The sequence below is a fragment of the Streptococcus sp. HCA-5024 genome (assembly GCF_037890265.1).
Lineage (GTDB): Bacteria > Bacillota > Bacilli > Lactobacillales > Streptococcaceae > Streptococcus > Streptococcus lingualis.
Genome location: NZ_JBBKBR010000003.1, coordinates 26,112 through 50,637 on the forward strand (window position 1 = coordinate 26,112; position 24,526 = coordinate 50,637).

Genomic DNA, 24,526 nt, shown 5'->3' on the forward strand with positions numbered 1-24,526 from the left:
ATTTTAATTTCCTACTAAAGTGGTTCCATTCCCTACAGGGATAGGTTTTAAAAAAAGACTTTGCTGATTTTTGCAAACCAGCAAAGTCCCAAATGAAATGGAGTCAGTTAAATGACTTTTTGACCTTTCTTGTAGACATCTGTCACGAGATTTGTCGCAAAGAAATAGAAGAGATAATCTAGATTTGGTGCATCAAAGATGGTAATGTCGGCCTGTTTGCCAACATCGAAAGAGCCGATTGTTTTAGCACGATCAACTGAATAGGCCGCATTGATGGTCACTGCATTGAGAATTTCTACTGGAGTTAGGCGCATCATGAAGCAACCTAGATGCATGGCAAACTGGAGATTGGCTGTTGGACAAGACCCTGGGTTGCTGTCCGTTGTTAGGGTAATGGCCATCCCAGTGTCCAACATCTTACGAGCCGGTGCATAAGTATCTTCCATCAAGCTAAAGGTTGTGGCTGGTAATAGATTGCCAATCACTTTTGCTGCAGCTAGTTTTTGAATACCTTCATCGGTAATCACCATCAAGTGTTCTGCGCTGGTAGATTTCAATTCAGCCGCAACATCCACACCACCGATAGACTCGATTTCATCCGCATGAATCCGCAGTTTGAATCCCATCTCCTTAGCTTTTGAAAGAAGATAGCGAGATTCATCTGCTGTAAAGACACCTTTTTCACAGAAGATATCACAGAACTCAGCTAGTTTTTCTTCCTTCACTTTGGGAAGCATTTGTTCCACAATGAGATCTAAATATTCTTGGGAACGGCCCTTGTACTCTGTTGGGATCGCATGGGCTGCCATAAAGGTCGAAACCAAGTCTATTTGATGATCACGGTCCAGTGCAGCCACAACATCCAACTGGCGTTTTTCAGTTTCCCAATCCAAACCATAGCCACTCTTGGCTTCGACAGTAGTCACCCCATGACGCAACATGTAATCCAACAGTCGTTTGGACTTGTCATAGAGATTTTCAAAAGAAGCTTCCCGTGTCGCCCGAACCGTGCTCAGAATTCCACCGCCTTGGGCGAGGATGTCTAAGTAAGAAACACCCGCTAATTTTTTCGCAAATTCATGCTCCCGACTACCTCCATAGACCAAGTGAGTATGGCAGTCAATCAGGCCAGGAGTCGCAACTTTTCCTTCACAGGATTTCACTTCCGTATGGTCATCAATCAGTTCTGGTTCTGGTTGACCTGTCCCAACTGCAAGAATTTTTCCATCCTTAATAGCGATATAAGCATCGGAAAGGATTTGCGCTTCTGCCATCTCTTTTCCATAGAGAGGATGGCCTAGATCATTCGGACAAAACAATTGGTTAAAGTGGGTTAATAGGATATCAGCAGACATATGAAACATTCCTTTCTATTTCCATTGTTATTCATTTTACAATTCTACAGAAAAAGCGTCAAAAAAAAGTCAAAAAGTTTTTCCCTCATTTTTTTTTGCTTTATTAAAAATTATATTTTTTTTTGACTCTTTATTGACGTTTCTTGGATACAATAAAGAAAATATAAATTCACAGTCCAACTATAAGGAGGGTTCTGCTATGTCATTTATAGACGAGAAAGAAATTGCAGCTGCTATGTCTGTCAAACTTGACTTTGATGTCCTACCTGAAAAGGCGACTTTTCAAGAAGGCATCCGTCGTGCACCTGATAGAGGCTTCCGCTTAACGCAAGCTCAGACTGAAATTGCCCTTAAAAATGCTTTGCGTTACATTCCTAAAAAATTCCACCAAGAGTTGATCCCAGAATTTCTGGAAGAACTGAGAACTCGCGGTCGGATCTATGGCTATCGCTTCCGTCCAAAAGATCGGATCTACGGAAAACCAATCGATGAGTACAAAGGAAAATGCACTGCTGCTAAGGCTATGCAGGTCATGATTGACAACAACTTGAGCTTTGAAATTGCCCTTTATCCATATGAATTGGTCACTTATGGGGAAACAGGATCTGTCTGTGCCAACTGGATGCAATACAACTTGATCAAGAAATACTTGGAAGTCATGACAGAAGACCAAACCTTGGTGGTTGAATCTGGTCACCCTCTTGGCCTCTTCAAATCGAAACCAGAAGCTCCTCGTGTCGTCATTACTAACGGTCTCTTGATCGGTGAGTATGACAATATGCGCGACTGGGAAATCGCTGAAGAAATGGGAGTTACCAACTACGGTCAGATGACGGCTGGTGGCTGGATGTACATCGGTCCTCAAGGGATCGTTCACGGTACTTTCAACACCCTTCTTAATGCCGGTCGTCTCAAACTCGGTGTGCCTGATGACGGCGACTTAACTGGTAAACTCTTCATTTCATCTGGTCTCGGTGGTATGAGTGGAGCTCAAGGGAAAGCAGCTGAAATCGCAAAAGCGGTTGCCATCGTTGCAGAAGTGGACCGCTCTCGGATTGAAACCCGTCACTCTCAAGGCTGGATTAGTCAAGTGACAGACAGTGCCGAAGAAGCTGTGAAATTGGCTCAAGCAGCCCTTGAAGCTGGTGAATCAACTTCGATTGCCTACCATGGTAATATCGTAGACTTGCTCGAATATGTCAACGAACACCAAGTCCATGTTCATCTCTTATCTGACCAAACCTCTTGTCACAACGTTTATGATGGTGGCTATTGCCCAGTTGGCATTAGCTTTGAAGAACGGACACGTTTGCTGGCAGAAGACAAAGAAACCTTCCGCCGTTTGGTTGATGAAACCTTGGCTCGTCACTTTGCAGTGATCAAAGCCTTGACAGCTAAAGGTACCTACTTCTTCGACTATGGTAATGCCTTCATGAAATCTGTTTACGACTCAGGCATCAAGGAAATTTCTAAGAATGGCTTGGATGACAAGGATGGCTTCATTTGGCCATCTTATGTAGAAGATATCATGGGACCTATGCTCTTTGACTATGGTTATGGTCCATTCCGTTGGGTCTGCCTCAGCGGTAAACACAAAGACTTGATTGCAACCGACCATGCAGCTATGGAAGCGATCGATCCAACTCGTCGCTACCAAGACCGCGACAACTACAACTGGATTCGCGATGCTGAAAAGAACCAACTGGTGGTTGGTACACAAGCTCGTATTCTCTATCAAGATTGCATGGGCCGTGTCAACATTGCTTTGAAATTCAATGAACTCATTCGCCAAGGCAAGATTGGACCTGTCATGATTGGACGTGACCACCATGACGTATCTGGTACGGATGCTCCATTCCGTGAAACATCAAACATCAAAGATGGTTCGAACGTCACTTGTGACATGGCGGTTCAATGTTACGCTGGTAACGCTGCTCGCGGTATGAGTCTCGTTGCCCTCCACAACGGTGGTGGTACTGGTATCGGTAAAGCCATCAACGGTGGATTTGGTCTCGTTCTAGACGGTAGCCACCGGATCGATGAAATCATCAAGTCTGCCATTGCCTGGGATACCATGGGCGGGGTTGCTCGTCGGAACTGGGCACGGAACGATCATGCTATCGAAACAGCGATCGAGTACAACCGTCTCCATGCAGGAACAGACCACATCACCATTCCTTATCTGGCAGATGAAGATTTGGTCAAAGAAGCCGTTCAAAAATTGTTTTAACATCAAAAAATAAAAACTGAGAAAGGGGAGGAAAATACAAAGACTCCTCCTCCCCAACTTCTCCTATAAAAAGAGGTAATCATATGGCAAAAATTGTTGAGTGTATTCCAAATTTCTCTGAAGGACGCAATCAGGCTGTGATCGACGGATTAGCAGCTACAGCAAAAAGTATTCCAGGTGTTACGTTACTAGACTACTCGTCCGATGCCAGCCACAACCGTAGCGTCTTTACACTCGTTGGGGATGAAGAAAGCATTCAAGAAGTGGCTTTCCAATTGGTGAAATACGCTTCTGAAAACATTGATATGACCAAGCACGAAGGCGAACACCCTCGTATGGGGGCAACAGACGTTTGTCCATTCGTTCCGGTTAAGGATATCACTACAGCTGAATGCGTTGAGATTGCTAACAAAGTAGCCGAACGCATCAATCGCGAATTAAGTATTCCAATCTTCCTTTACGAAGATGCCGCAACTCGCCCAGAACGGAAGAACTTGGCGAAAGTGCGTAAAGGACAATTTGAAGGAATGCCAGAAAAATTGTTGGAAGAAGACTGGAAGCCAGACTACGGTGAACGCAAGATTCACCCAACTGCAGGGGTTACAGCTGTCGGTGTCCGGATGCCACTCGTTGCTTTCAATATCAACCTTGACACAGACGACCTAGAGATTGCCAATAAGATTTCTAAAATCATTCGTGGATCAAGCGGTGGATACAAGTACTGTAAAGCGATCGGCGTCATGCTAGAAGATCGCAACATCGCCCAAGTCTCCATCAACATGGTCAACTTGGAACAATTCCCATTGTATCGTGTCGTTGAAACCGTTCGTTTCGAAGCACAACGCTATGGTGTTCGCATCATCGGAACAGAACTTATCGGACTGGCTCCTGCTAAGGCTTTGATCGACTCTGCTGAATACTACTTACAATTAGAAGACTTTGACTACAGCAAACAAGTCTTGGAAAATCACTTGTTGGGTTAGAAAGGGAGTTCTATGAAACTAGTTGACTTAAGTATTACGGAGTTTGCCAAGGTCCTTGGTTCAGATGCTCCAGCTCCAGGTGGTGGTTCTGCAGCTGCTCTATCTGCTGCGAATGGGATTTCCCTTACAAAAATGGTCTGTGAACTGACCATTGGAAAGAAAAAATACGCAGAATTTGAAGACCACATCAAAGGGGTTCATGAAAAAAGCGCTCAACTCCAAGACCAATTACTAGAAGCCATCGACAAGGATACAGAAGCCTTCAACGTCGTATCAGCTGTCTTTGATCTTCCAAAAGAAACGGAAGAAGAGAAAGCTGCTCGTCGTGAAGCCATGCAAAAAGCTTTGAAACATGCGACAGTATCTCCTTTCTCTATGATGGAGCTCATCGTTGAAGCTCTTGAAACCACCAAAGAAGCTGTTGGCAAGTCCAACACCAATGCGGCTAGTGACCTAGGGGTAGCTGCTCTGAATCTTAAAGCTGGCCTTCAAGGTGCTTGGCTCAATGTCTTGATCAACATTTCAGGAATCAAGGACCAAGACTTCGTCCAAGAATACCACGGCAAGGGACTCAAACTTCTCCAAACCGGTTCTGATCTTGCAGATAATATTTACCAAACCATTTTAGAAAGTCTATCTTAAACCTAGCAAATAAAAATAAAGAAAGAAGGGATTCTATGGTTTTATCGGATATTGAAATTGCCAATTCTGTCCAAATGAAGCCCATCACCGATATCGCTGCTGAACTTGGATTGACCGAAGACGATATTTCGCTCTACGGAAAATACAAGGCAAAAATTGATAGCAACCAACTGGAACAACTCAAGGATAAGGAAGATGGAAAGCTGATCCTCGTGACAGCCATCTCCCCAACACCTGCTGGAGAAGGAAAGACAACCACCTCTGTTGGCTTGGTCGATGCTCTTTCAGCTATTGGTGAAAAAGCCGTCATTGCCCTGCGCGAACCTTCTCTTGGCCCTGTCTTTGGGATCAAGGGTGGAGCTGCCGGTGGCGGGTACGCCCAAGTGGTTCCAATGGAAGATATCAACCTTCACTTTACCGGAGACTTCCATGCCATTGGGATTGCCAACAACCTCCTTGCAGCCTTGATTGACAACCATATCCATCACGGCAATGAGTTGGGCATCGATTCTCGTCGCATTACCTGGAAACGGGTGGTCGATATGAACGACCGTCAGCTCCGTCATATTGTCGATGGCCTTCAAGGAAAAACAAACGGGGTTCCTCGTGAAGATGGCTTTGACATCACCGTGGCTTCTGAAATCATGGCCATTCTCTGTCTCTCAGAAAATATCCTTGATCTCAAAGAACGTCTTGATCGCATCATTATCGGGTACAACTACCAAGGACAACCGGTCACAGCCAAAGACCTCAAGGCTGGAGGGGCCATGGCAGCTGTCCTCAAAGATGCCATCCATCCGAACTTGGTGCAGACTTTAGAACATACTCCTGCCATCATCCACGGTGGACCATTTGCCAATATCGCCCACGGCTGTAACAGTGTGCTGGCTACTAAACTAGCCCTCAAATATGCAGACTATGTCGTGACAGAAGCTGGTTTTGGAGCAGACCTCGGTGCTGAAAAATTCATCGATATCAAGTGCCGTATGGCTGGACTCAAACCTGCTGCCGTTGTCCTCGTCGCAACCATCCGTGCCCTCAAAATGCATGGTGGGGTTGCCAAAGCGGACTTGGCTACTGAAAATGTCCAAGCCGTTATCGATGGTCTACCAAACCTAGACAAACACTTGGCCAACATCCAAGAAGTCTATGGACTACCTGTGGTCGTTGCCATTAACAAATTCCCACTGGATACAGAAGCCGAACTAGAAGCTGTCTATGAATCTTGTAAGAAACGCCATGTAGATGTGGTCATTTCAGATGTCTGGGCACATGGTGGAGCTGGTGGTCGTGACTTGGCTGAAAAAGTCATTCAACTGGCTCAAGAAGAAAACCACTTCTCTTATGTCTATGACGAAGAAGACAGCATTGAAACAAAATTGACCAAGATCGTCACAAAAGTCTATGGTGGTAAAGGCATCAGCTTAACACCAGCAGCCAAACGCGAACTGAAAGAATTGGAAGCTCTTGGCTTCTCAAACTACCCAATCTGTATGGCCAAAACCCAATACTCCTTCTCAGATGATGCGAAGAAGATGGGAGCACCTAAAGACTTCACTGTTAAAATCAGTAATCTCAAGGTAGCTGCCGGAGCTGGCTTTATCGTAGCTCTCACCGGTACCATTATGACCATGCCTGGCCTACCAAAAGCACCTGCCAGTGAAAAGATTGATATCGATGCCCACGGCAATATCACTGGTCTCTTTTAAGAAAGAAGGCGTCCTATGGTGACTCTCCTTCATCTTACCCCCGCAGATTATCAAATTTCTACTTGGTCCGGTGGCCAAACCACCCAACTCTTTCTCTCCCCAGAGGGAGGAAGCTATCCAGATCGGACATTTGACTTCCGCCTCTCTACTGCAACAGTAGAGGTTGAAAAAAGTAACTTTACCGATCTCACGGGCTACCACCGAATCTTGATGCCCTTAAATGCCTCCATTAGGCTCACCCATCACCATAAAGAAGTGGTTTTGAACCCCTTTCAAAGCTACTTCTTTGATGGGGGAGATCCTGTATCTAGCCAAGGGACTTGTCAAGACTTTAATTTGATTTACAAACCTTCTTATCAGGGGCATATGAGTGCTATATCCCCAAAAGAGAGTGTCAAAAGTCAGAGTCGCTATCAATTGATCTATGCTCTCTGTCCACTAACACTCAAATGGGGAACCAATCATTCTCAAACTCTCCAAACTCACGAGCTCCTGGTGATCGAACAAGCATCTCCTTTTCAAGAGATGACAATCACGTTTTTACCCCATCAGTCTGGGGAGCAACCGATTGCTATCTGGACTGGACTACAATAATGTTCACAAAGGAGAAACATTATGAACGGAGCACATAAACAGTCGATTGAGGAACAAGAAAAAGCGAAATTCAGCTTTAGTGGTGCCACTCTATACGGTATCAACGCCGTAATCGGATCTGGTATCTTCCTCCTCCCTCAAAAAATATATTCTGGCCTTGGACCAGCTTCTCTAGCTGTCATGTTCGGAGTAGCCATTCTCGTCATGCTACTATCAGCCTGTCTGGCTGAAACGGCTGGCTACTTCGATAAAAACGGTGGAGCTATGCAATACTCAAAAGCCGCTTTTGGAGATTTCGTTGGCTTTAACGTTGGGATTCTCGGTTGGGCCGTTACTGTTATCGCCTGGGCTGCCATGTTAGCCGGCTTTGCTAAGATCTTCATTATTACCTTCCCAGCATTTGAAGGCTACAACCTTCCGATCAGTATCGGTATGCTGATTCTCTTGAGTCTGATGAACATCGCCGGTCTGAAAACCTCTAAGATGTTCACTCTGACAGCTACTGTTGCAAAATTAATTCCCATTGTCCTCTTCTCACTCTTTGCCATCTTCTTCATTTCTGGCGGGATAAGCAAGGGCAACTTCACACCTTTCCTTCAATTGGAAAGTGGAACAAGTCTCTTCAGTTCTATTTCTAGTACAGCCGTCTACATCTTCTACGGTTTCATCGGATTTGAAACCATGTCTATCGTTGCAGGGGAAATGCGCAACCCTGAAAAGAACGTTCCCCGCGCTATTCTAGGTTCTATCAGTATTGTATCTGTTCTCTACATGTTGATCATCGCAGGAACAATCGCCATGCTTGGTGGTCGCATTATGCAAACTGGTGCACCAGTACAAGACGCATTTGTCGAAATGATTGGCCCTATCGGAGCTCCACTCGTTTCTTACGGAGCCCTCATTTCAATCGCCGGTCTAAACATCGGTGAATCCATCATGGTCCCTCGTTTTGGTGCCGCATTAGCAACTGAAAAACTCTTGCCAGAAGGGCTTGGAAAAACAAACTCTAAGAATGCCCCTGTCATTGCCATTATCATTTCTGGTATCTTCGCCTTCTTACTCTTGTTATCTGGCTCTTTCGAAACATTAGCAACCTTCAGTGTTGTCTTCCGTTTCTTCCAATACATTCCAACTGCTTTGGCAGCCATCAAACTCAGAAAAATGTACCCAGACAAAAAGGTTACCTTCCGAGTACCATTTGGTCCTGTTATCCCAGTTCTAGCTGTTGTGATCAGTATCTTGATGATTGCAGGGGACAACCTAATGAACTTTGTTTGGGGTGCCATCGGTCTCGTGATCGCAAGTGGACTCTACTTTGTTTTCCACGGCGATAAACTACATAAATCGAAAACCCTTCCTCACTAATTTTCTTTACACACTAGATGGGAACAGAGACGGGAGTGAAGCTCGGTTTTGCTCCCTAACCCATCTAGGACTCCACGAATGTCAAACCTGAGCCCTTTTCTCTATGACTCCTTTCAATTTTTTTAGATCAATAGACAATGGGCCCATGTTTGGTATTCAAACCGAAGTAAACAACACTACTTCCACAGAACAACTATTCATAATCGGAGGTTTTATATGACTCAATTGATTCATTTAGATGGTAATAGCTTAACACTCGAAGAAGTCATCGCTGTCGCTCGGCACGGTGCCCAATGTGAGCTTGATGAACAAGCCAAAGAAGCCGTTATCGCATCCCGTAAAATCGTTGATGACATTGTCCGCGAAAAACGAGTCGTCTATGGTGTAACCACTGGCTTTGGTTCCCTCTGTAATGTCAGCATCTCTCCAGAAGATACTGTTCAACTGCAAGAAAACCTGATCCGAACTCACTCATCTGGCTTCGGTGATCCACTTCCTGAAGATGCTGTTCGTGCCATCATGCTGATCCGTATCAACTCACTCTTGAAAGGTTATTCTGGCATTCGTCTGTCAACCGTTGAAAAACTGTTAGAATTGCTCAACAAAGGAGTCACTCCTTATATCCCTGAAAAAGGCTCTCTCGGAGCTTCTGGAGACCTTGCTCCTCTTTCTCATATGGTTTTACCAATGTTGGGCCTTGGACGTGCCTACTACAAAGGAGAACTTCTCAGTGGTCAAGAAGCCTTAGATCGTGCTGGAATTGAAAAGATCCAATTAGCTGCCAAAGAAGGGCTTGCCTTGATCAATGGTACGACTGTCCTAACCGGTATCGGTGCTCTTGCGACTTATGATGGTATCCAATTGCTCAAACTCTCTGATATCGCTGGTGCTCTCTCAATGGAAGTTCACAATGGAATTACCAGTCCATTCGAAGAAGACCTTCATTCCATCCGCCCACAAAGTGGACAATTGGCAACTGCTCGCAACATCCGTAACCTTCTTGAAGGAAGTAAGAATACCACTGTTGCGACTCAACAACGGGTACAAGATCCTTATACACTTCGCTGTATCCCTCAAATACATGGAGCCAGCAAGGATTCTATTGCTTACGTAAAAGAAAAAGTTGAAATCGAAATCAACTCTGTCACAGATAACCCAATCATTACCAAAGAAGGACACGTCATCTCAGGAGGTAACTTCCACGGTGAACCAATGGCGCAACCATTTGACTTCTTAGGCATTGCCCTTTCTGAAATTGGGAACGTATCTGAACGTCGGGTGGAACGCTTGGTCAACAGCCAACTCAGTAAATTACCATCCTTCTTGGTCAAACACCCTGGACTCAACTCAGGCTTCATGATTACCCAGTATGCTTGTGCATCCCTTGCATCGGAAAATAAAATTTTGGCTCACCCTGCTAGTGTCGATTCTATTCCATCTTGCGAAAACCAAGAAGATTTCGTCAGCATGGGAACGACTGCCGCTCGTAAAGCAGCAGAAATTCTTAAAAACTCACGTCGCATCGTTGCTACTGAAATCATGGCAGCTTGCCAAGCCTTGGATCTCAAGCCAGAAAATCATGAACTTGGTAAAGGTACAAAACCAGCTTATGAGCTGATTCGTCAAAAACTGAACTTCATTGAATTTGACAAAGATATCGAAATCTTTGAAGAACTCAATAAAGCATCTGCTGTTGTCGAAAGCGAAGAATTCTTAGCAACCATCGAAAAAGCAGTTGACTTAAGCATTCAATACTGATACAGTAAGAATAAAGCAAAACAGAGGCTGGCGATCTTCTCAGCCTCTGCCTGCTTTCAGAAAAATAAGGGAGGCGACAAGCTTGCTCACAAACTACTATCCAATGACCTACAGCTACTACCAAGGTAGCATCGAGGACAATCCCTACACGGCCAAATGGGGAATGGTCACCAAATTTTTAGACCTAAACGACGAGACCCTCACTCCATTTGAGGGGATGACCTTTGGGATCATCGGCTTTAAGAGCGACAAAGGAGTCTATATCAATAATGGGCGCGTAGGAGCGGTCGAGGGTCCTACAGCCATCCGTTCTCAAATCGCTAAACTTCCATGGCACTGGGGAACCAATGTGACAGTGTATGATGTGGGAAATATTGACGGGCCCAACCATTCACTAGAAGAACTCCAAGAAAGTCTCTCACAAGCGATCCAGCGCATGTACCAATTAGGGATCCAACCCATTGTCCTAGGAGGCGGTCACGGAACTGCTTACGGCCACTATCTAGGGATTCAATCCAGTTTAGAAAAAGATGAACAACTGGCTGTGATCAATCTGGATGCCCACTTTGATTTGCGACCTTACGACCAAACCGGTCCCAATTCTGGAACAGGTTTTCGTCAAATGGCTGATCATGCGAAAGAAAAAGGTCAGGACTTCCCTTACCTCATCCTGGGGATCCAAGAGCATAATAACAACCTTTTCCTCTTTAATTACGTTGCTAAAACACCTAGCATTGATTTTTTAACTGGCCAAGATCTCTTCCAGATGAGCCACCAAGCCATTCTGGATCGAATCGATCAATTTTTAGAAAACCAAACCGCGATCTATCTGTCTATTGATATGGATTGCTTTGCAGTCGGCTCTGCTCCTGGTGTTAGCGCCATCCAATCACTTGGTGTCGATCCTAAACTAGCCCTCCTGCTTCTCCAACACATTGCTGCCAGTGGTAAACTAATCGGATTTGATGTCGTGGAAGTTTCTCCTCCTCATGACATTGACAACCATACTTCAAACCTTGCTGCGACCTTTATCTTTTACTTGACACAAATATTGGCGCAACAAAAACTGAACTAAGAAGATTTCTACACACATAAAAAGCATAGAAACACCCATTGCTAGGGTATTTCTATGCTTTTTCTTCATTTTCAGGCACAATGATCTTTGCCTGAAAGGAGGACAGCCCACTTAGCCTTCTCTTATGATTTAGGCAAGAGACACTAAAGGTCTTTTAATTTCTTAAGAAACTGACGATCTCTGTAGGGATTCAAGTGTTGCTCTGCCACCTTCTTGTAGTAATTCTTATCTTCTTTCAAGAAGGTGATCAGGGCAGGAGCGAGCTCTTCTCCTTTCTCCTTTTGATCAGATAAGAAAGCTAATAGATAATGAACCATCCCCTTATCCCGCGAATTGGCAGATGGATTCATCGTCCTTTCTTTCCGAGCCAGATAAGCCGCAACCTTCTCCTGATCCCCTTGCTGACAAGCAATCAAGGATTGGTAAAATTCGAGCAATTCTTCCTTCCAAGGGAAACGAACACTGGACAAAATCTTCTGAGCTCTGTCAAAACAGCGGCGAGCTTGGATCAAATCTCCCTTCCAATAATAGGCGATCCCAAGATCAATATCAAAGACGACACGGACGGAATCAACAGCTTGATCTCCCACTAAACGCAGAACCTCTTCTAAGTGTGTGACCGCTACTTGGAAATGGCCTCTCACTTGCTCGATTTCAGCGAGGTAGGCCAAAGAAGCTGCAATTTGAATGGCATACTTGGCCTGCATGCTATTGGTCAAACTAAAGCAATCAATGGAGCGATACAAATGCCGGGTCGCCTGCTCCTCATCCCCAACCATCAGGTGATACAAGCCTTTCAAACGCAACTGGATCGCGATGACCTCATGATTATTGGCTTGGATAGCATCTTCCAGAGCCAAATCTGTATAATAGGCCATCTCAGAGATATTCTCCGTTTGAATGCAATAATAAATAATTTGCCGATAACCCTCTAAGAGGAAGTCTGACTGTTTGAGTTCCCGCGCATAGGAGATGACTTTTTGGATATCATGAATCCCCTTTTGATACTCCCCACTTCGAATAAAATAGCGACCTTCTAGGTACAAGTAACGCAGTTGCAAATACTTGTATTCTCTATCTCTTTGGTGCCTTGAAAAGAGGTTATCTAATTCTTGGCGAATGCGGGATAGCTCTCCAAAAATGTCCAAATGGCTATTTGTACCATCTGATAGGAACCCCTCATCTACCTTGGAATAAATCGGAAACAGCTCATGCTCCAGCTGAAGGATTTCTTCTAAATAGGTCAACTCAAAAGATAAGGAACGCAAAAGATTTTGCGATCGCTTGTATTGGTAGGCAATTTCCTTATAAAGAAGAAGGTCCGTCGAATCTTCTAAAGTTTCTTCCAATTTTTGCGCAATTTGTTGGTGGAAGAGCCGCCGTCTAGCTGGCGAAAGAAGATGGTAAAAGTACATGGCTACCAATTGCTTGCAAAATTGAACCAAGAGAGCCTCTCCTTCTTCTACAATTGAGACGATCGCTCTTTCAGATAAAGGCTCAATTAATTCTGTCAAAACAGGAAGCTCTGTAGCCGTCAATTCTGCCAAGATAGACAGAGAAATTGGCTTATGAAAACAAGATAGGTAGTGTAGAAGGGCCTCTTCCTCACTGCTCATGTCCCCGAGTTCCTGAGAAAGATAAGCTTGAATGATATCCGGCAAGGGCTCTAAATTTTCATTTTCTTTCCACTCTTCGATATAGCTGGACAGCAAGAACGGACTGCCTTCACTCCATTCGACCATCTGCTCCATCACTGCCGGCTCTATTGCTCCCAGTTCCCCTTTCAAGAGAGCACGACTTTCACTAGGATCAAAATTGGTCAACTCTAGTTGAGACAGCCGTTTCTCTACCTTTAAGCTCCCCAAGAAGTTGACGAAGAAAGCTGGCAGAGGCTCTTCAGCTGTAAAAATCAGTTGCCATTTCTCCTGGTTTCTTCGCTCCTCTAGTTGTTTCACTTTTTCTAGAGACACTGCATCGAACCACTGGGCGTTTTCAAGCAGGATCAGGAGCGGTTTTTCTTTGCTAAGGCTCTGAAGCTGATTCCATACCGAAATGAGATCATCCTCCTCTTCCAGAAGGGAAATTCCCATCTCATCCCCCATTTTCTCTAGCGCTTGTCTGAGATCATTCCAGGCGCTTCCTTCATAGCGCTGACTGGTAGCTTTTCCTTCCACCTTGATAAAGTTAAAACTGCGATTGGACATCAAGACCAACTGCCGCAACAGACGTTTTTTACCTGTTCCAGATTGCCCCATCACGAGAAAAGGACCTACCGCCTCACCCGTCTCGACTAAGGAAAGGTATTCCTCGAGTTGCGAGAGTTCTTGTTTCCGACCAAAAAAGGAAAGTTCACGGATATTCAAGCGATTGGTCAGTTTATGAGTTCGTTTGGCTTCCAAAACGGAGTGATAAAGTTCCTCAATCGCTCGACTGGGACGCACACTAAGCTCGCGATCCAATAAATCGACTAGCTTATAATAGGTCTCAAAAAATTTTCCTAGCTGATGATGGAAGCTATAATACTCCATCAAGAGCTGGTAGTTTTTCTCTTCAAATTCATCCAGCTCTACCAAATGATGGAGCAAGAGTTCTATACTAGGATCTGCAAAACCGACCTGCTCAATTTTTTGATAGCAACTTTCGACATAGAGCTTCCTATAAGCATCTCGTTTGCGAGAAGCCCACTGATCAAAGTCTTCATCATCCTTGACATAGAAGCCCTCTAGAAAGTCTCCCTGATAGAGATCCAAGGCACTTAGTGGATCTCTTTCAAAGAGCTGAACATCCAGCGAAAGATTCAAGTCAGGATTAAGGGCCAAACTGCTCCGACTTGGCGAGACAATGATATCTCCTTCAAAGATTTTATTGGCTTGATAAACCGTATTTCGTAAGTTTTTGCGAGCTACTTGGTTTTCCTTATCTCCCCAAAGAATACCGGCGATTTCATCTCGGTTGACCTGGCCCATGACTGCCAAGTAATAAAGCAAGGCCTCCATCTTCGAGAAAGAAAACCGAATATCTTTCTGATTGAAAACAACCTTAGGGGGTCCAAATAACTTTAACGTGAGATCTTTCTTCATTGCAAGCGCCTCCAAAAACTTCATATTAATACTATAAAAAAAAAGTTGGCTTTTAGCAAGTAATTTATCCAAATAAAAAGAGACTGAGAACGATTCTTTCTCAATCTCTACACTTCCTACTAAAAGTGTTGATTAATTCACTTCAAAATTCGGTTGATGAGCAAATAAAGCCTTTGTTGCTTGGTAGACGTGGTAAGCGACATCTTCATTGTTCATGGTGTAAAGATGGACACCTGCCACATCTTGAGTGACCAAATCAACGATTTGATCGACTGCATAGGCAAGTCCTGCTGCTCTGAGTGACTTTGGATCATGCTCATACTTGTCTAAAATCGCTTTAAACTTCCGTGGGATATGAACATTTTCACAAGTCTTAAGGAGGCGAAGGGCCTGATTGCGATTGAGAATCGGCATCACTCCTGCATGAATAGGAACATTGATCCCAGCCAAGGTACACTTATCTTGAAAATCATAGAAACGCTCATTGTCAAAGAAAAGTTGAGTGACCAAGCTAGAGCACCCTGCATCTACCTTCTTTTTAAGATTTTGAATATCTGAAATTTGGTTTGGAGAATCTGGATGTCCCTCAGGATAGCAGGCACCAATTACCTCAAAATGGGGCGCTTCTGTTTTAATAAATTCAATCAGATCCGTTGCATAACGAAAGTCTTTTAAAGGTTCCACACCAGGGATAATATCCCCACGCAGAGCCAAAATCCGATGAACTCCTACTTCATCTAACTCATGAAGAGTATCGGCCACTTTTTCCTTGCTCAAATAGACGGCCGGCAAGTGAGCAATTGTCGGAATAGACAATTCATTTTGAATGTAATTGGCTAAAGCAACCGTCGTCTCTTTGATATTGTATTTATTATTGCTAGCGGTCACACTAATGAAGTGAGGGGCTAACTCCTGCATATTTGCCAAGGCACGTAAGAGCTTGGCATTGCCTACTTCAGGATTTGGAGGAAAAACTTCAAATGACAGAGACGGTGTGTGTTGTGACATATTCTATCCTTTTCTTTTGTTTCTTTGATCAAGAACTCTGAGCCACTATTTCTAGGATAAGGGAACGATTCGAAAACCCTCTACACGATGATAGAAGGTCCTCGAAACATTTCTTACAAGTGTTCACGCGCTTCTTTAGCGGCATTAACCAGCTTGATCAAGCTTTCTTTTGTTTCTTTAATTCCGCGAGTCTTCAAACCACAGTCAGGGTTGATCCAAACTTTGCCACTTGGTACTTTGGCCAAGATCGCTTCGATAGTGTGATCAATTTCACCGTCTTGTGGGACACGTGGTGAGTGGATATCGTAAACCCCAGGTCCAACTTCTGTTTGGAAGTTTTTCGCTTTGAGTTCGTCCAAGATTTCAAGGTTTGAACGGCTAGCCTCAAATGAGATAACGTCCGCATCCAAGTTGTCGATCGCTGGGATGATATCTGTAAATTCTGAGTAACACATGTGAGTGTGGATTTGGGTATCTGGAGCTACAGTTGAGTGTACCAAACGGAAGGCTGGAATCGCCCAGTCAAGGTAATCTTCGTACCAGTCGCTACGACGAAGTGGCAATTTTTCACGAAGAGCAGCTTCGTCGATTTGGATGATTTTCACGCCTGCAGCTTCAAGGTCAAGAACTTCATCCTTGATAGCAAGAGCGATTTGAAGAGTAGAATCCTTGATAGAGATGTCTTCACGTGGGAATGACCAGTTAAGAATGGTCACAGGCCCAGTCAACATACCTTTAACAGGTTTGTCTGTACGGCTTTGTGCGTAGCTAGACCATTTCACTGTGATTGGGTTGAGACGAGTCACATCTCCCCAGATGATTGGTGGTTTCACCCCACGCATACCGTATGATTGTACCCAACCGTTTTTAGAGAAGAGGTAACCAGACAAGTTTTGACCGAAGTACTCAACCATGTCGTTCCGCTCGAATTCACCGTGTACAAGTACGTCAAATCCAACTTCTTCTTGCCATTTGATCCATTCGTCGATCGTTTCAGCAAGGAAGGCATCATATTCTTCTTGAGTCAATTCACCCTTACGGAAGGCCAAACGTTTGGCACGTACTTCCTTAGTTTGAGGGAATGAACCAATGGTAGTGGTTGGAAGTGCTGGAAGCTTGAAGGCTTCTTTTTGGATTTCTTCCCGTTCTGCAAAGGCTGGCAAGCGAGTGTAGTCTGCTTCTGTCAAAGCTGCGATGCGAGCATGAAGTTCAGCATTTGCTCCAACGCGTTCTGTTGCAAAGAGTTCTTTGTTGGCAGCAAGAGCTTCTGCTCCTTGACCATTGCGGATGGCATCCAAGTCACGTAATTCACCCAATTTTTCAACCGCAAAGGCGAAGTGGTTCAAAATAGCTGGTTCAAAATCTTCGTTAGCCGTTGTAAATGGCACATGAAGAAGGGAGCAAGAAGTCGTCAAGACAACCTTTTCAGCTGGAACTTGTTCAAGAATTGCAAGACTCTTCTCGTAGTTGTTACGCCAGATGTTTTTCCCATTGACAATACCAGCATAAAGGGTCTTATCAGCTGGGAAGCCACCTTTCACCAATTCAAGCGTTTTCTTCCCTTCAACAAAGTCAAGACCGATACCATCTACTGGCAAGTTTACAAGGTCTTTGTAGACATCACGAACATCACCAAAGTAAGTTTGGATCAAGACTTCAAGACCTTTCTTGTCAGCCAAGAGTTTGTTGTAGAGGTTCAAGAAGAGAGCTTTTTCTTCGGCTGTCAAATCTTTAACAAGAGCTGGCTCATCGAGTTGAATACGAGTCGCACCAAGCTCAGCCAATTTAGCAAAGACTTCTTGGTAAGCAGCAACCAGGCTGTCGACGAAGTCTTCAGCTTTCACACCATCTTCAAAGTCAGATAATTGAAGGAAAGTGAATGGTCCAACCACTACTGGACGAGTGTTGATCCCCAATTCTTTGGCTTCTTGATACTCATCAAAAATCTTGTGACCAGCCAATTTCACTTCTGTTGTTTTTTCAAATTTAGGAACGATGTAATGGTAGTTGGTGTTGAACCATTTTTTCATTGGAAGGGCACGGACATCCCCTTTTTCACCTTGGTAACCACGCGCCAAAGCGAAGTATTGTTCAAGGTCTGTCAAATCCAAGTTTTGAACAGATGCAGGCACGACGTTGAAAAGGAAGGCTGCATCAAGGAAATTGTCGTAATGTGAGAAGTCATTTGAAGGAATCTCTGAGATGCCTTGTTCTTTAACGATATTCCAATGTTTAGCACGCAAGTCTTTAGCAGCTGCCAAGAGCTCGTCTGCTGAGATTTCTTTTCTAAAGTATTTTTCAGTTGTAAATTTTAATTCACGGAATTCACCCAAACGTGGGAAACCGATAATTGTAGTTGACATGTTGTGTCCTCCAAAAATTCTAATTGACACTATCATATCAGAAGATAGCCGTCTTGTATAATTGCTTTTACACGAATTTTGATATAGCCAAAAACTATAACACGGATTTAATGGGCCTTGAGACCAGAGATTAAAAGCAAAAACTAGGACTTCTTATAAAGATTTCCTATAGCCCAAGCGTCCCTGAACCATTTCTGAGCGGATTTTGAGCGGATTCTGCTAGAAGAACAGCCCCTAAAAACTAAAGAAGGCCTTCTCTACTGAGAAAGACCTGTGCAAGCATAAACAAATTGCTTCTGTTTACAAATCTAAGAAATTCTATAAAAATGTATTCGTTAGAATGATTCTATCATCTAGTGAAACTTTCCGCCGTGAGAAAAGTGCTAGAAACACTATTGTTTCTAGCACTCGGAATTATTGAGAGTAAAACAGTTTGGGAAACTGTTTTAGCCTGAGCCCAGAAATTAAAGAGCGAAGGGGCTCAATAAAAATTGAACACGGGCTGCGGATTGTGTCAAAAAGATAAGTTTTTCTAGAATCAAAAGATTCTGCGTCAAACTTCCTATTTTGACTTTATCCGCAGACGCCCTTAGTATCTTGATTTAGTCTTGGAACTTCGTAGAAGTTCGCTGACGTCCGTACTCACCTAAGGAAAGTTTTTTAGATGACTTCGTCCTCATTCTGACAGGCCTTCTCTATCGAGAAAGACCTGCTTCTACGAGGAAGTAATTTCCCCTATTTTTTCATTTGCTTCATTAGGCTAATTTAACACAGAAGGCATCCCAAGGGGCCAACTTGCCTGATTCGAGGACTTGTTCTACCTTGGTATTGGCAATGAGAACCTCTTCAACCCCATTGACGAGCGGTAACTCTTGCTCTTGACTGGAGAGATTGACAACCACCAGATAGGCTTGCTCTCCTTCTACCCGCTTGTAGGCAAAAACCTTGTCTGTTGCGTCCACCAATTCATAATCAGCGGTCACAAGCCAAGGGTACTCTTTTCTCAAAGCAATGAGGGCTTGGTAGGTATAGAAAATAGAGTCTGGATCTGCTAGGGCAGCCTCTACATTGATCTCTTTGTAGTTTGGGTTGACCGCAAGCCATGGACGACCTGTCGTAAAGCCAGCTTCTGCTTCATCATTCCACTGCATCGGTGTCCGGGCATTGTCCCGACCAATATGGCGGATTTGATCCATGATCACTTCGAGCGGAACCCCTTTTTCTAAGGCTTCATGAGCATAGTTGATCGACTCAATATCTTCTACGTCCTCAAGGCTCTTAAATGGAAAATTGGTCATCCCGATTTCTTCCCCTTGATAGATATAAGGAGTTCCCTTCATCAAGTGAAGCAGAATCGCTAAAGCCTTGGCAGATTTGACACGGTAGTCGCCATCATCCCCCCAAGTTGACACAATCCGTGGCAAATCGTGGTTGTCCCAAAAGAGGGAATTCCAGCCTTCCTCTTCTCCTAATTCCGTCTGCCACTTGGTGAAAATTTCCTTCAATTTAGGCACATCCAATTCCTTCGCGTAGTGCCACTTTGGTTGACCCGGTTGGTATTGAAGGCCAATGTGTTCAAATTGGAAAACCATGGACAATTCTTGATTTTTTGGATTGGAGTATTGCTTGGCAATCTCTGGAGTTGCTCCCCAAGTTTCTCCCACTGTGAGCAGATCCTTATCGCCAAAGGTCGCTTGATTCATTTCCTTCAAGTAAGGATGGAGCATGGGACCATTGCTAATGATTTCCTGATCTGGGATCTTACCGATCATATCGATCACATCCATACGGAAGCCACCAATTCCCTTGTCAATCCAGAAATTCATCATGTCATAGATCTGATGGCGAAGCTCCTCATTTTCCCAGTTGAGGTCTGGTTGCTTCTTACTAAAGTTATGTAGGTAGTATTGGCCTGAAGCTTCATCGAACTCCCAAGCAGAGCCACTAAAAGCTGAAATAATGCCATTGGGCTCATCGCGCCAAATATAGAAATCCCGCTTTGGACTGTCTGGGTTTTCACGCGCCTCGATAAACCAAGCATGCTCATCAGAGGTATGGTTGACCACCAAGTCCATGATGATTTTGATCTTGCGTTTCTGACCTTCTGCGATCAATTCTTCCATATCTTCCATGGTACCAAAGATGGAGGCAATATCCTCGTAATCCGAGATGTCATAGCCGTTATCATCCATAGGACTCTTGTAGACTGGTGAGAGCCAGATGGCTGTAATCCCAAGCTTTTCCAGATAGTCTAGCTTGCTCGTGATCCCCTTGAGATCCCCGATGCCATCGCCCTTACTATCCTTGAAACTTTTTGGATAAACTTGGTAAATTACGGCATTATGCCACCATTTTTGTTCCATTTTTTCTTCTCCTTTATGATTGTGAAATCACTTTCATCATACAAAAATAGGGGTGAAATTGCAAGAATTTACAAGTCTTCATTCTCTTCACTGGAATAAATCACTTCAAAGAGACGTTGGCGCAAGCCTTCCTCCAAAGGCGTGATGACCTTCATCAACTGTTTCCAATCCTTGGCTCTTGAACAAGCCGCAAATAATTCATTTTTCCTATCGTAGGCCAGGTTGGCAGATTTTAAGAGCTCAAACATCCGATCTTCTTTGGCAATCGGACGCGATTGCAGCTCTCCCATCGCAATCTCCTGACTGTGATTGTCCACTATGATAGGGTCCGTCTCAAAGGTATGGAGCAAGAAACGGTGCTGTCTCTTTTCAGGAAGCAAGGCTAGATCACCTGTTAAATCCAGACTAATCTTTCTTTCATCCCAATCGACTGTTAGGCGGGTTTCAACCTTGCTAGCTCCTTCTCCTTCGACGAGTACGAAGGAACGATTGTCACCTGGGAAGAGATGCCAGTCCAGCATTTCTGGAAGGTCCACTCCTGTCTGTGCTTGTGCATCCATAGGGATGATAGCTCCCGCACGTGCAAAGACTGGAATATCCTGGCTGGTCCTAAAGACCGTGAGCTTGCCTCTTCCTTCATACTTCCAATCATGGAAGAAATCATACCAAACGCCGTCTGGGAACCAAACGCTCACAGAAGCACTATGAAAGACCGGATCCAGCGCTTCGGTAATTGGCGCCACCATGAGTTCACTGCCAAAGAAATATTGATTCTTCGCTTCATAAGCCTCTTCTTCATTTGGGTAGTGGTAATAGAGGGGTTGAACCAAGGGTAGCCCTTCTTCGTGCGTCGCAACATTCATGGTGTAGAGATAAGGCAGTAAGCTATGGCGCAGGCGCAAATACTGCTTCATCAAGCGACAGGTCTCAGACGAGTAAAACCACGGTTCCTTACTGTTAAAGGCATTACAAGAACTATGAAGACGATTGATCGGGCTAAAAACCCCAAACTGCAACCAGCGAAGAGCCAAGTCTTCATCATAGTAGCCCCGCATATGGCCACCGATATCGTGACTCCACCAGGTGTAGCCGATATTGGAAGCTGTGCTAGTAAAATAGGGTTGAAAGGCTAGGGATTCCCAAGTCACAATAGTGTCCCCTGAAAAACCGATCGGATACCGATGGCTACCAGGACCCCCATAACGCGATAAGATGAGACCAGCTTGGCCTTTTCGACAATTGTCTAGATAATGATAGTGATTTAACAACCAAAGGGGATCCATCTTGCCATGACTACCTTGCTGCCAATCAATCCACCAAAAGTCCACTCCTTGATCTTCCAAAGGATGGTGGACATCTTCAAAATAAGCTTCGCGAAAAGCTGGACTATAAAAGTCAAAGCTAGCCGCTTCTTCTTTTTCTGCATCCAGTCCCAAGCGTTTTGCGACCATGGGATAAGCATCTTCGAAGGCGCGAATGCCATCTGCTGGATGGACATTTAAGGTCACCTTTAAACCACGCTCATGAAGACCATGTAAGAAGGCAGCTGGATCAGGGATCAAGTCCCGGTTCCAACTATAGCCCGTCCAACCACTTCCAAAGCGAGCAGGAATCGCTGTCTTGTGCCAGTCCATATCGATCACACTAACAGCTAAAGGCACCCCTTCTGCTTTGAAACGATCCATCAAATCTGTGTACTCCTGACTAGTATAAGGCCAATACCGACTCCACCAGTTTCCCAGAGCATAACGTGGCAAGAGGGGTGGTTGTCCCGTCAGATGGTAAAAATCTTTCAAGGCACCTAGATAATCGCGCCCATAACCGAAGAAATACAGATCCACTTCTGGACATGGCCGTGCTCTAAATCCGCTTTCGACATCATACAAGTAGGAATTGGAATCGTCCAAAAGAGCATAGCCGGCCTTGCTCAAGATCCCATCTTCCAACTCCATAGCTCCATCGACCTCGTCAAGCGTCCGACTGGTCCCCTTTAAGGTCTCCGGCTGATCTCCATAGTGCCACCGGCTCCCATAGACTGCATACTGACCCTTGAGCTCGATAAAAAGCCGATCCGGTGTAAAAGGTCCCTTTTCAAAATGGAGGTGGAGATGCTCCGTATGAAGGTCGAGAACAGCTTCTGTCTCCACAACCTCACAGGCAACAGGTCCAAAATCACGATTTTGCACAACTTGCGTCTGGCCATCCTCAAAAACACCATCCTCTGAGTATTCCAAGCGCACCAAGGATTCCGTTAATACGGAGATTCGATAGTTTTCTCCCTCTATGACTGGTCCTGCCATTTGTCTGTCCTCCTCTTTTTATAGGGCATCTGACTCGCCCTCTTTTCATCTGCTTCGCCTCACTAGGTAAACGCTTACGTTTTTACTATAGCACTCAAAAAAAGGCCTGTCAACACTTGACAGAGCCTTTCCTAAAATTTTATAAGATCAACTTCCCCAATTGATCAAGAGATACATGAGACTCGAGCCAAACATATCTGCCAAGGCATGCATGAGGAAAAATGGCAAGAGATTCTTGACGACCTTCTTGTACATGACGTAATAAAAGAGTCCATAAATGACGCCAATCACAAAGGCCCAGAGAAGCCCTTGATAGGTGTGGAAAGAAAAACGGATCAGGGTTGAAAAGGCCAGTGCCTTCCACTTGTTCTTCTCACTTACCGAAGTCATTAAGCCCAAAAAGAAAAATTCTTCATAAAATCCATTGAGCAAACCATAAGCAATTGCCATGGGACTCAAAGCCATGAACTTATGGAGGATCTGCATAGGATCGATAAAAGGCCAAAGACTCGGACTTAGGTAATTGTATTCACCCGAAACCGTTGAGATCACATCTCCAAAAAGTCCCATCGCTGCAAAGAGCAGGGGCACCCAGATCAAGGTGGACCACTTGAAGCGGATCGGCAATTGTTTAAAATCAAAGCGACGGAGCAGCAAGTAAAGAAGGGCTAGAGCCAGCAAGATCAATTGCAGGGTCATATTGCTGGAATAAGCAGCTCCTTCACTTGCAGTACTGCTACTGCTTGTGGCTACTGCAGTCTGCGCGACTGGCTGAAAACTGGCTAAAAACAGCTGGGTCGAGCGGACAATGAATTGCCCAAAGAGAATGGCCGTCACAATGCCAATATCAAACCATTTGAGCTCTTTTAAGGGCTGTTTGGGTCGTATTCTGTTAAAAAATATCATCTTTCATCCTTCTATTCCCACAATGGAAGTGTTTTTGTTTCTCTTACTTTAGCAATCATTGCTTAAAGAAGAGTTAACCTAGAGAGGAAAAAAACGACCTTTCGGCCGTTTCCATTACACAATTAGTCTAACAAATCTTGGATTCTATCCAGATATTGGTTGTCCGTCACTGCCATCACGCGTACCTCCGCTGGCCATACAAAATCTGGTCCTAACTGGCTCCGCAGGGGCTGCTCTTCTGCATCTCGATAGCCAATGATATTGAGTTGATACTGGTCTCTGACCGCCAACTCTCGAATACTCTTTCCAACCCAGGCAGATGGAACGGTAAACTCAACCACGACCACCTCATCATCCAACTGGAAAACTTCAATCCGGTGTTGGAAAAGGATCATTTTAGCGAGGGACATGCCTGCTTCTACCTCCGGCAGGATGACCAGATCAGCCCCAATCTTCTCAAGAACTTCCTTGGTCACTTCATTCTTGACCTTAGCAATGACGTGCTCGACGCCCAATGCCTTACAGTGCATGACAGCTAGGACACTGGACTCCAGGTTTTCACCTGTCGCAATCACGACTGTGTCACAGTTTCCAATATCTGCCGCATCCAGGAGGTCCATTTCTGTAATGTCTCCAACAATTCCAGTCGTAATCATGGATTCATATTGGTTGATCACATCTGCGTGATCGTCAATTGCAATAATATCCACATCCTGATCCTGTAAGGTTTTCAGGACACTCTGTCCAAAAATTCCCAATCCTAAAATTCCAATGGTTCGATTCGCCATGAGTTTC

The 24,526-nt window shown here is 44.5% G+C and carries 16 protein-coding genes; 8 read left to right on the forward strand and 8 right to left on the reverse strand.

The features are described 5' to 3' along the window. Window positions 1-107: 107 nt before the first annotated feature. Entirely contained in the window at window positions 108-1,355 is a 1,248-nt protein-coding gene (gene hutI / locus WKT08_RS05935) for an imidazolonepropionase (RefSeq protein WP_340281033.1), read from the reverse strand. A 199-nt stretch (window positions 1,356-1,554) separates the two neighbouring features. On the opposite strand from hutI, the gene WKT08_RS05940 reads away from it, so the two are divergent. The 8 genes from WKT08_RS05940 (at window position 1,555) to hutG (ending at window position 11,711) form a co-directional block, all read left to right on the forward strand. Further along, complete coding sequence (locus WKT08_RS05940; RefSeq protein ID WP_340280763.1) at window positions 1,555-3,585, forward strand: urocanate hydratase; 2,031 nt, start codon at window positions 1,555-1,557, stop codon at window positions 3,583-3,585. An 83-nt stretch (window positions 3,586-3,668) separates the two neighbouring features. Further along, window positions 3,669-4,568 carry a glutamate formimidoyltransferase gene (gene ftcD / locus WKT08_RS05945; protein WP_340280765.1) on the forward strand — a complete coding sequence of 300 codons (900 nt, stop codon included), beginning with the start codon at window positions 3,669-3,671 and terminating at the stop codon, window positions 4,566-4,568. A gap of 12 nt (window positions 4,569-4,580) precedes the next feature. Then, window positions 4,581-5,210: a cyclodeaminase/cyclohydrolase family protein gene (locus tag WKT08_RS05950; RefSeq protein WP_024054843.1), complete on the forward strand. Its 630-nt coding sequence runs from the start codon at window positions 4,581-4,583 to the stop codon at window positions 5,208-5,210. Window positions 5,211-5,245: 35 nt separating this feature from the next. Continuing rightward, window positions 5,246-6,919, forward strand: a complete 1,674-nt coding sequence (locus WKT08_RS05955; protein WP_070449929.1) for a formate--tetrahydrofolate ligase — start codon at window positions 5,246-5,248, stop codon at window positions 6,917-6,919. Window positions 6,920-6,934: 15 nt separating this feature from the next. Continuing rightward, complete coding sequence (locus WKT08_RS05960; RefSeq protein ID WP_070586926.1) at window positions 6,935-7,513, forward strand: HutD/Ves family protein; 579 nt, start codon at window positions 6,935-6,937, stop codon at window positions 7,511-7,513. A 21-nt stretch (window positions 7,514-7,534) separates the two neighbouring features. Continuing rightward, entirely contained in the window at window positions 7,535-8,878 is a 1,344-nt protein-coding gene (locus tag WKT08_RS05965) for an APC family permease (RefSeq protein ID WP_340280773.1), read from the forward strand. 216 nt (window positions 8,879-9,094) lie between these two features. Then, window positions 9,095-10,636: a histidine ammonia-lyase gene (gene hutH, locus WKT08_RS05970; protein WP_031576511.1), complete on the forward strand. Its 1,542-nt coding sequence runs from the start codon at window positions 9,095-9,097 to the stop codon at window positions 10,634-10,636. Between the two features lie 82 nt (window positions 10,637-10,718). Next, window positions 10,719-11,711 (forward strand): formimidoylglutamase, encoded by a 993-nt coding sequence (hutG, locus tag WKT08_RS05975; RefSeq protein ID WP_024054987.1) that lies wholly within the window; start codon window positions 10,719-10,721, stop codon window positions 11,709-11,711. A 143-nt stretch (window positions 11,712-11,854) separates the two neighbouring features. On the opposite strand, the gene WKT08_RS05980 is transcribed toward hutG, so the two are convergent. From WKT08_RS05980 to WKT08_RS06010, 7 genes are all read right to left on the reverse strand, one after another. Further along, the gene (locus WKT08_RS05980) at window positions 11,855-14,791 is read right to left on the reverse strand and encodes an AAA family ATPase (protein WP_340280777.1); all 2,937 of its coding nucleotides are present in this window, start codon (window positions 14,789-14,791) and stop codon (window positions 11,855-11,857) included. A gap of 132 nt (window positions 14,792-14,923) precedes the next feature. Further along, the gene (metF, locus tag WKT08_RS05985; protein WP_003008657.1) at window positions 14,924-15,799 is read right to left on the reverse strand and encodes a methylenetetrahydrofolate reductase [NAD(P)H]; all 876 of its coding nucleotides are present in this window, start codon (window positions 15,797-15,799) and stop codon (window positions 14,924-14,926) included. Between the two features lie 113 nt (window positions 15,800-15,912). Beyond that, window positions 15,913-18,162, reverse strand: a complete 2,250-nt coding sequence (metE, locus tag WKT08_RS05990; protein WP_125826577.1) for a 5-methyltetrahydropteroyltriglutamate--homocysteine S-methyltransferase — start codon at window positions 18,160-18,162, stop codon at window positions 15,913-15,915. A 755-nt stretch (window positions 18,163-18,917) separates the two neighbouring features. Further along, window positions 18,918-20,525 carry an alpha-glucosidase gene (locus WKT08_RS05995; protein WP_125826578.1) on the reverse strand — a complete coding sequence of 536 codons (1,608 nt, stop codon included), beginning with the start codon at window positions 20,523-20,525 and terminating at the stop codon, window positions 18,918-18,920. 68 nt (window positions 20,526-20,593) lie between these two features. After that, the gene (locus tag WKT08_RS06000; protein WP_340280781.1) at window positions 20,594-22,825 is read right to left on the reverse strand and encodes a glycoside hydrolase family 31 protein; all 2,232 of its coding nucleotides are present in this window, start codon (window positions 22,823-22,825) and stop codon (window positions 20,594-20,596) included. 147 nt (window positions 22,826-22,972) lie between these two features. Next, window positions 22,973-23,731, reverse strand: coding sequence for a CPBP family intramembrane glutamic endopeptidase (locus tag WKT08_RS06005; RefSeq protein ID WP_340280783.1), 759 nt, complete (start codon window positions 23,729-23,731; stop codon window positions 22,973-22,975). A 122-nt stretch (window positions 23,732-23,853) separates the two neighbouring features. Then, window positions 23,854-24,519, reverse strand: a complete 666-nt coding sequence (locus WKT08_RS06010; protein WP_340280785.1) for a potassium channel family protein — start codon at window positions 24,517-24,519, stop codon at window positions 23,854-23,856. Window positions 24,520-24,526 lie beyond the last annotated feature (7 nt).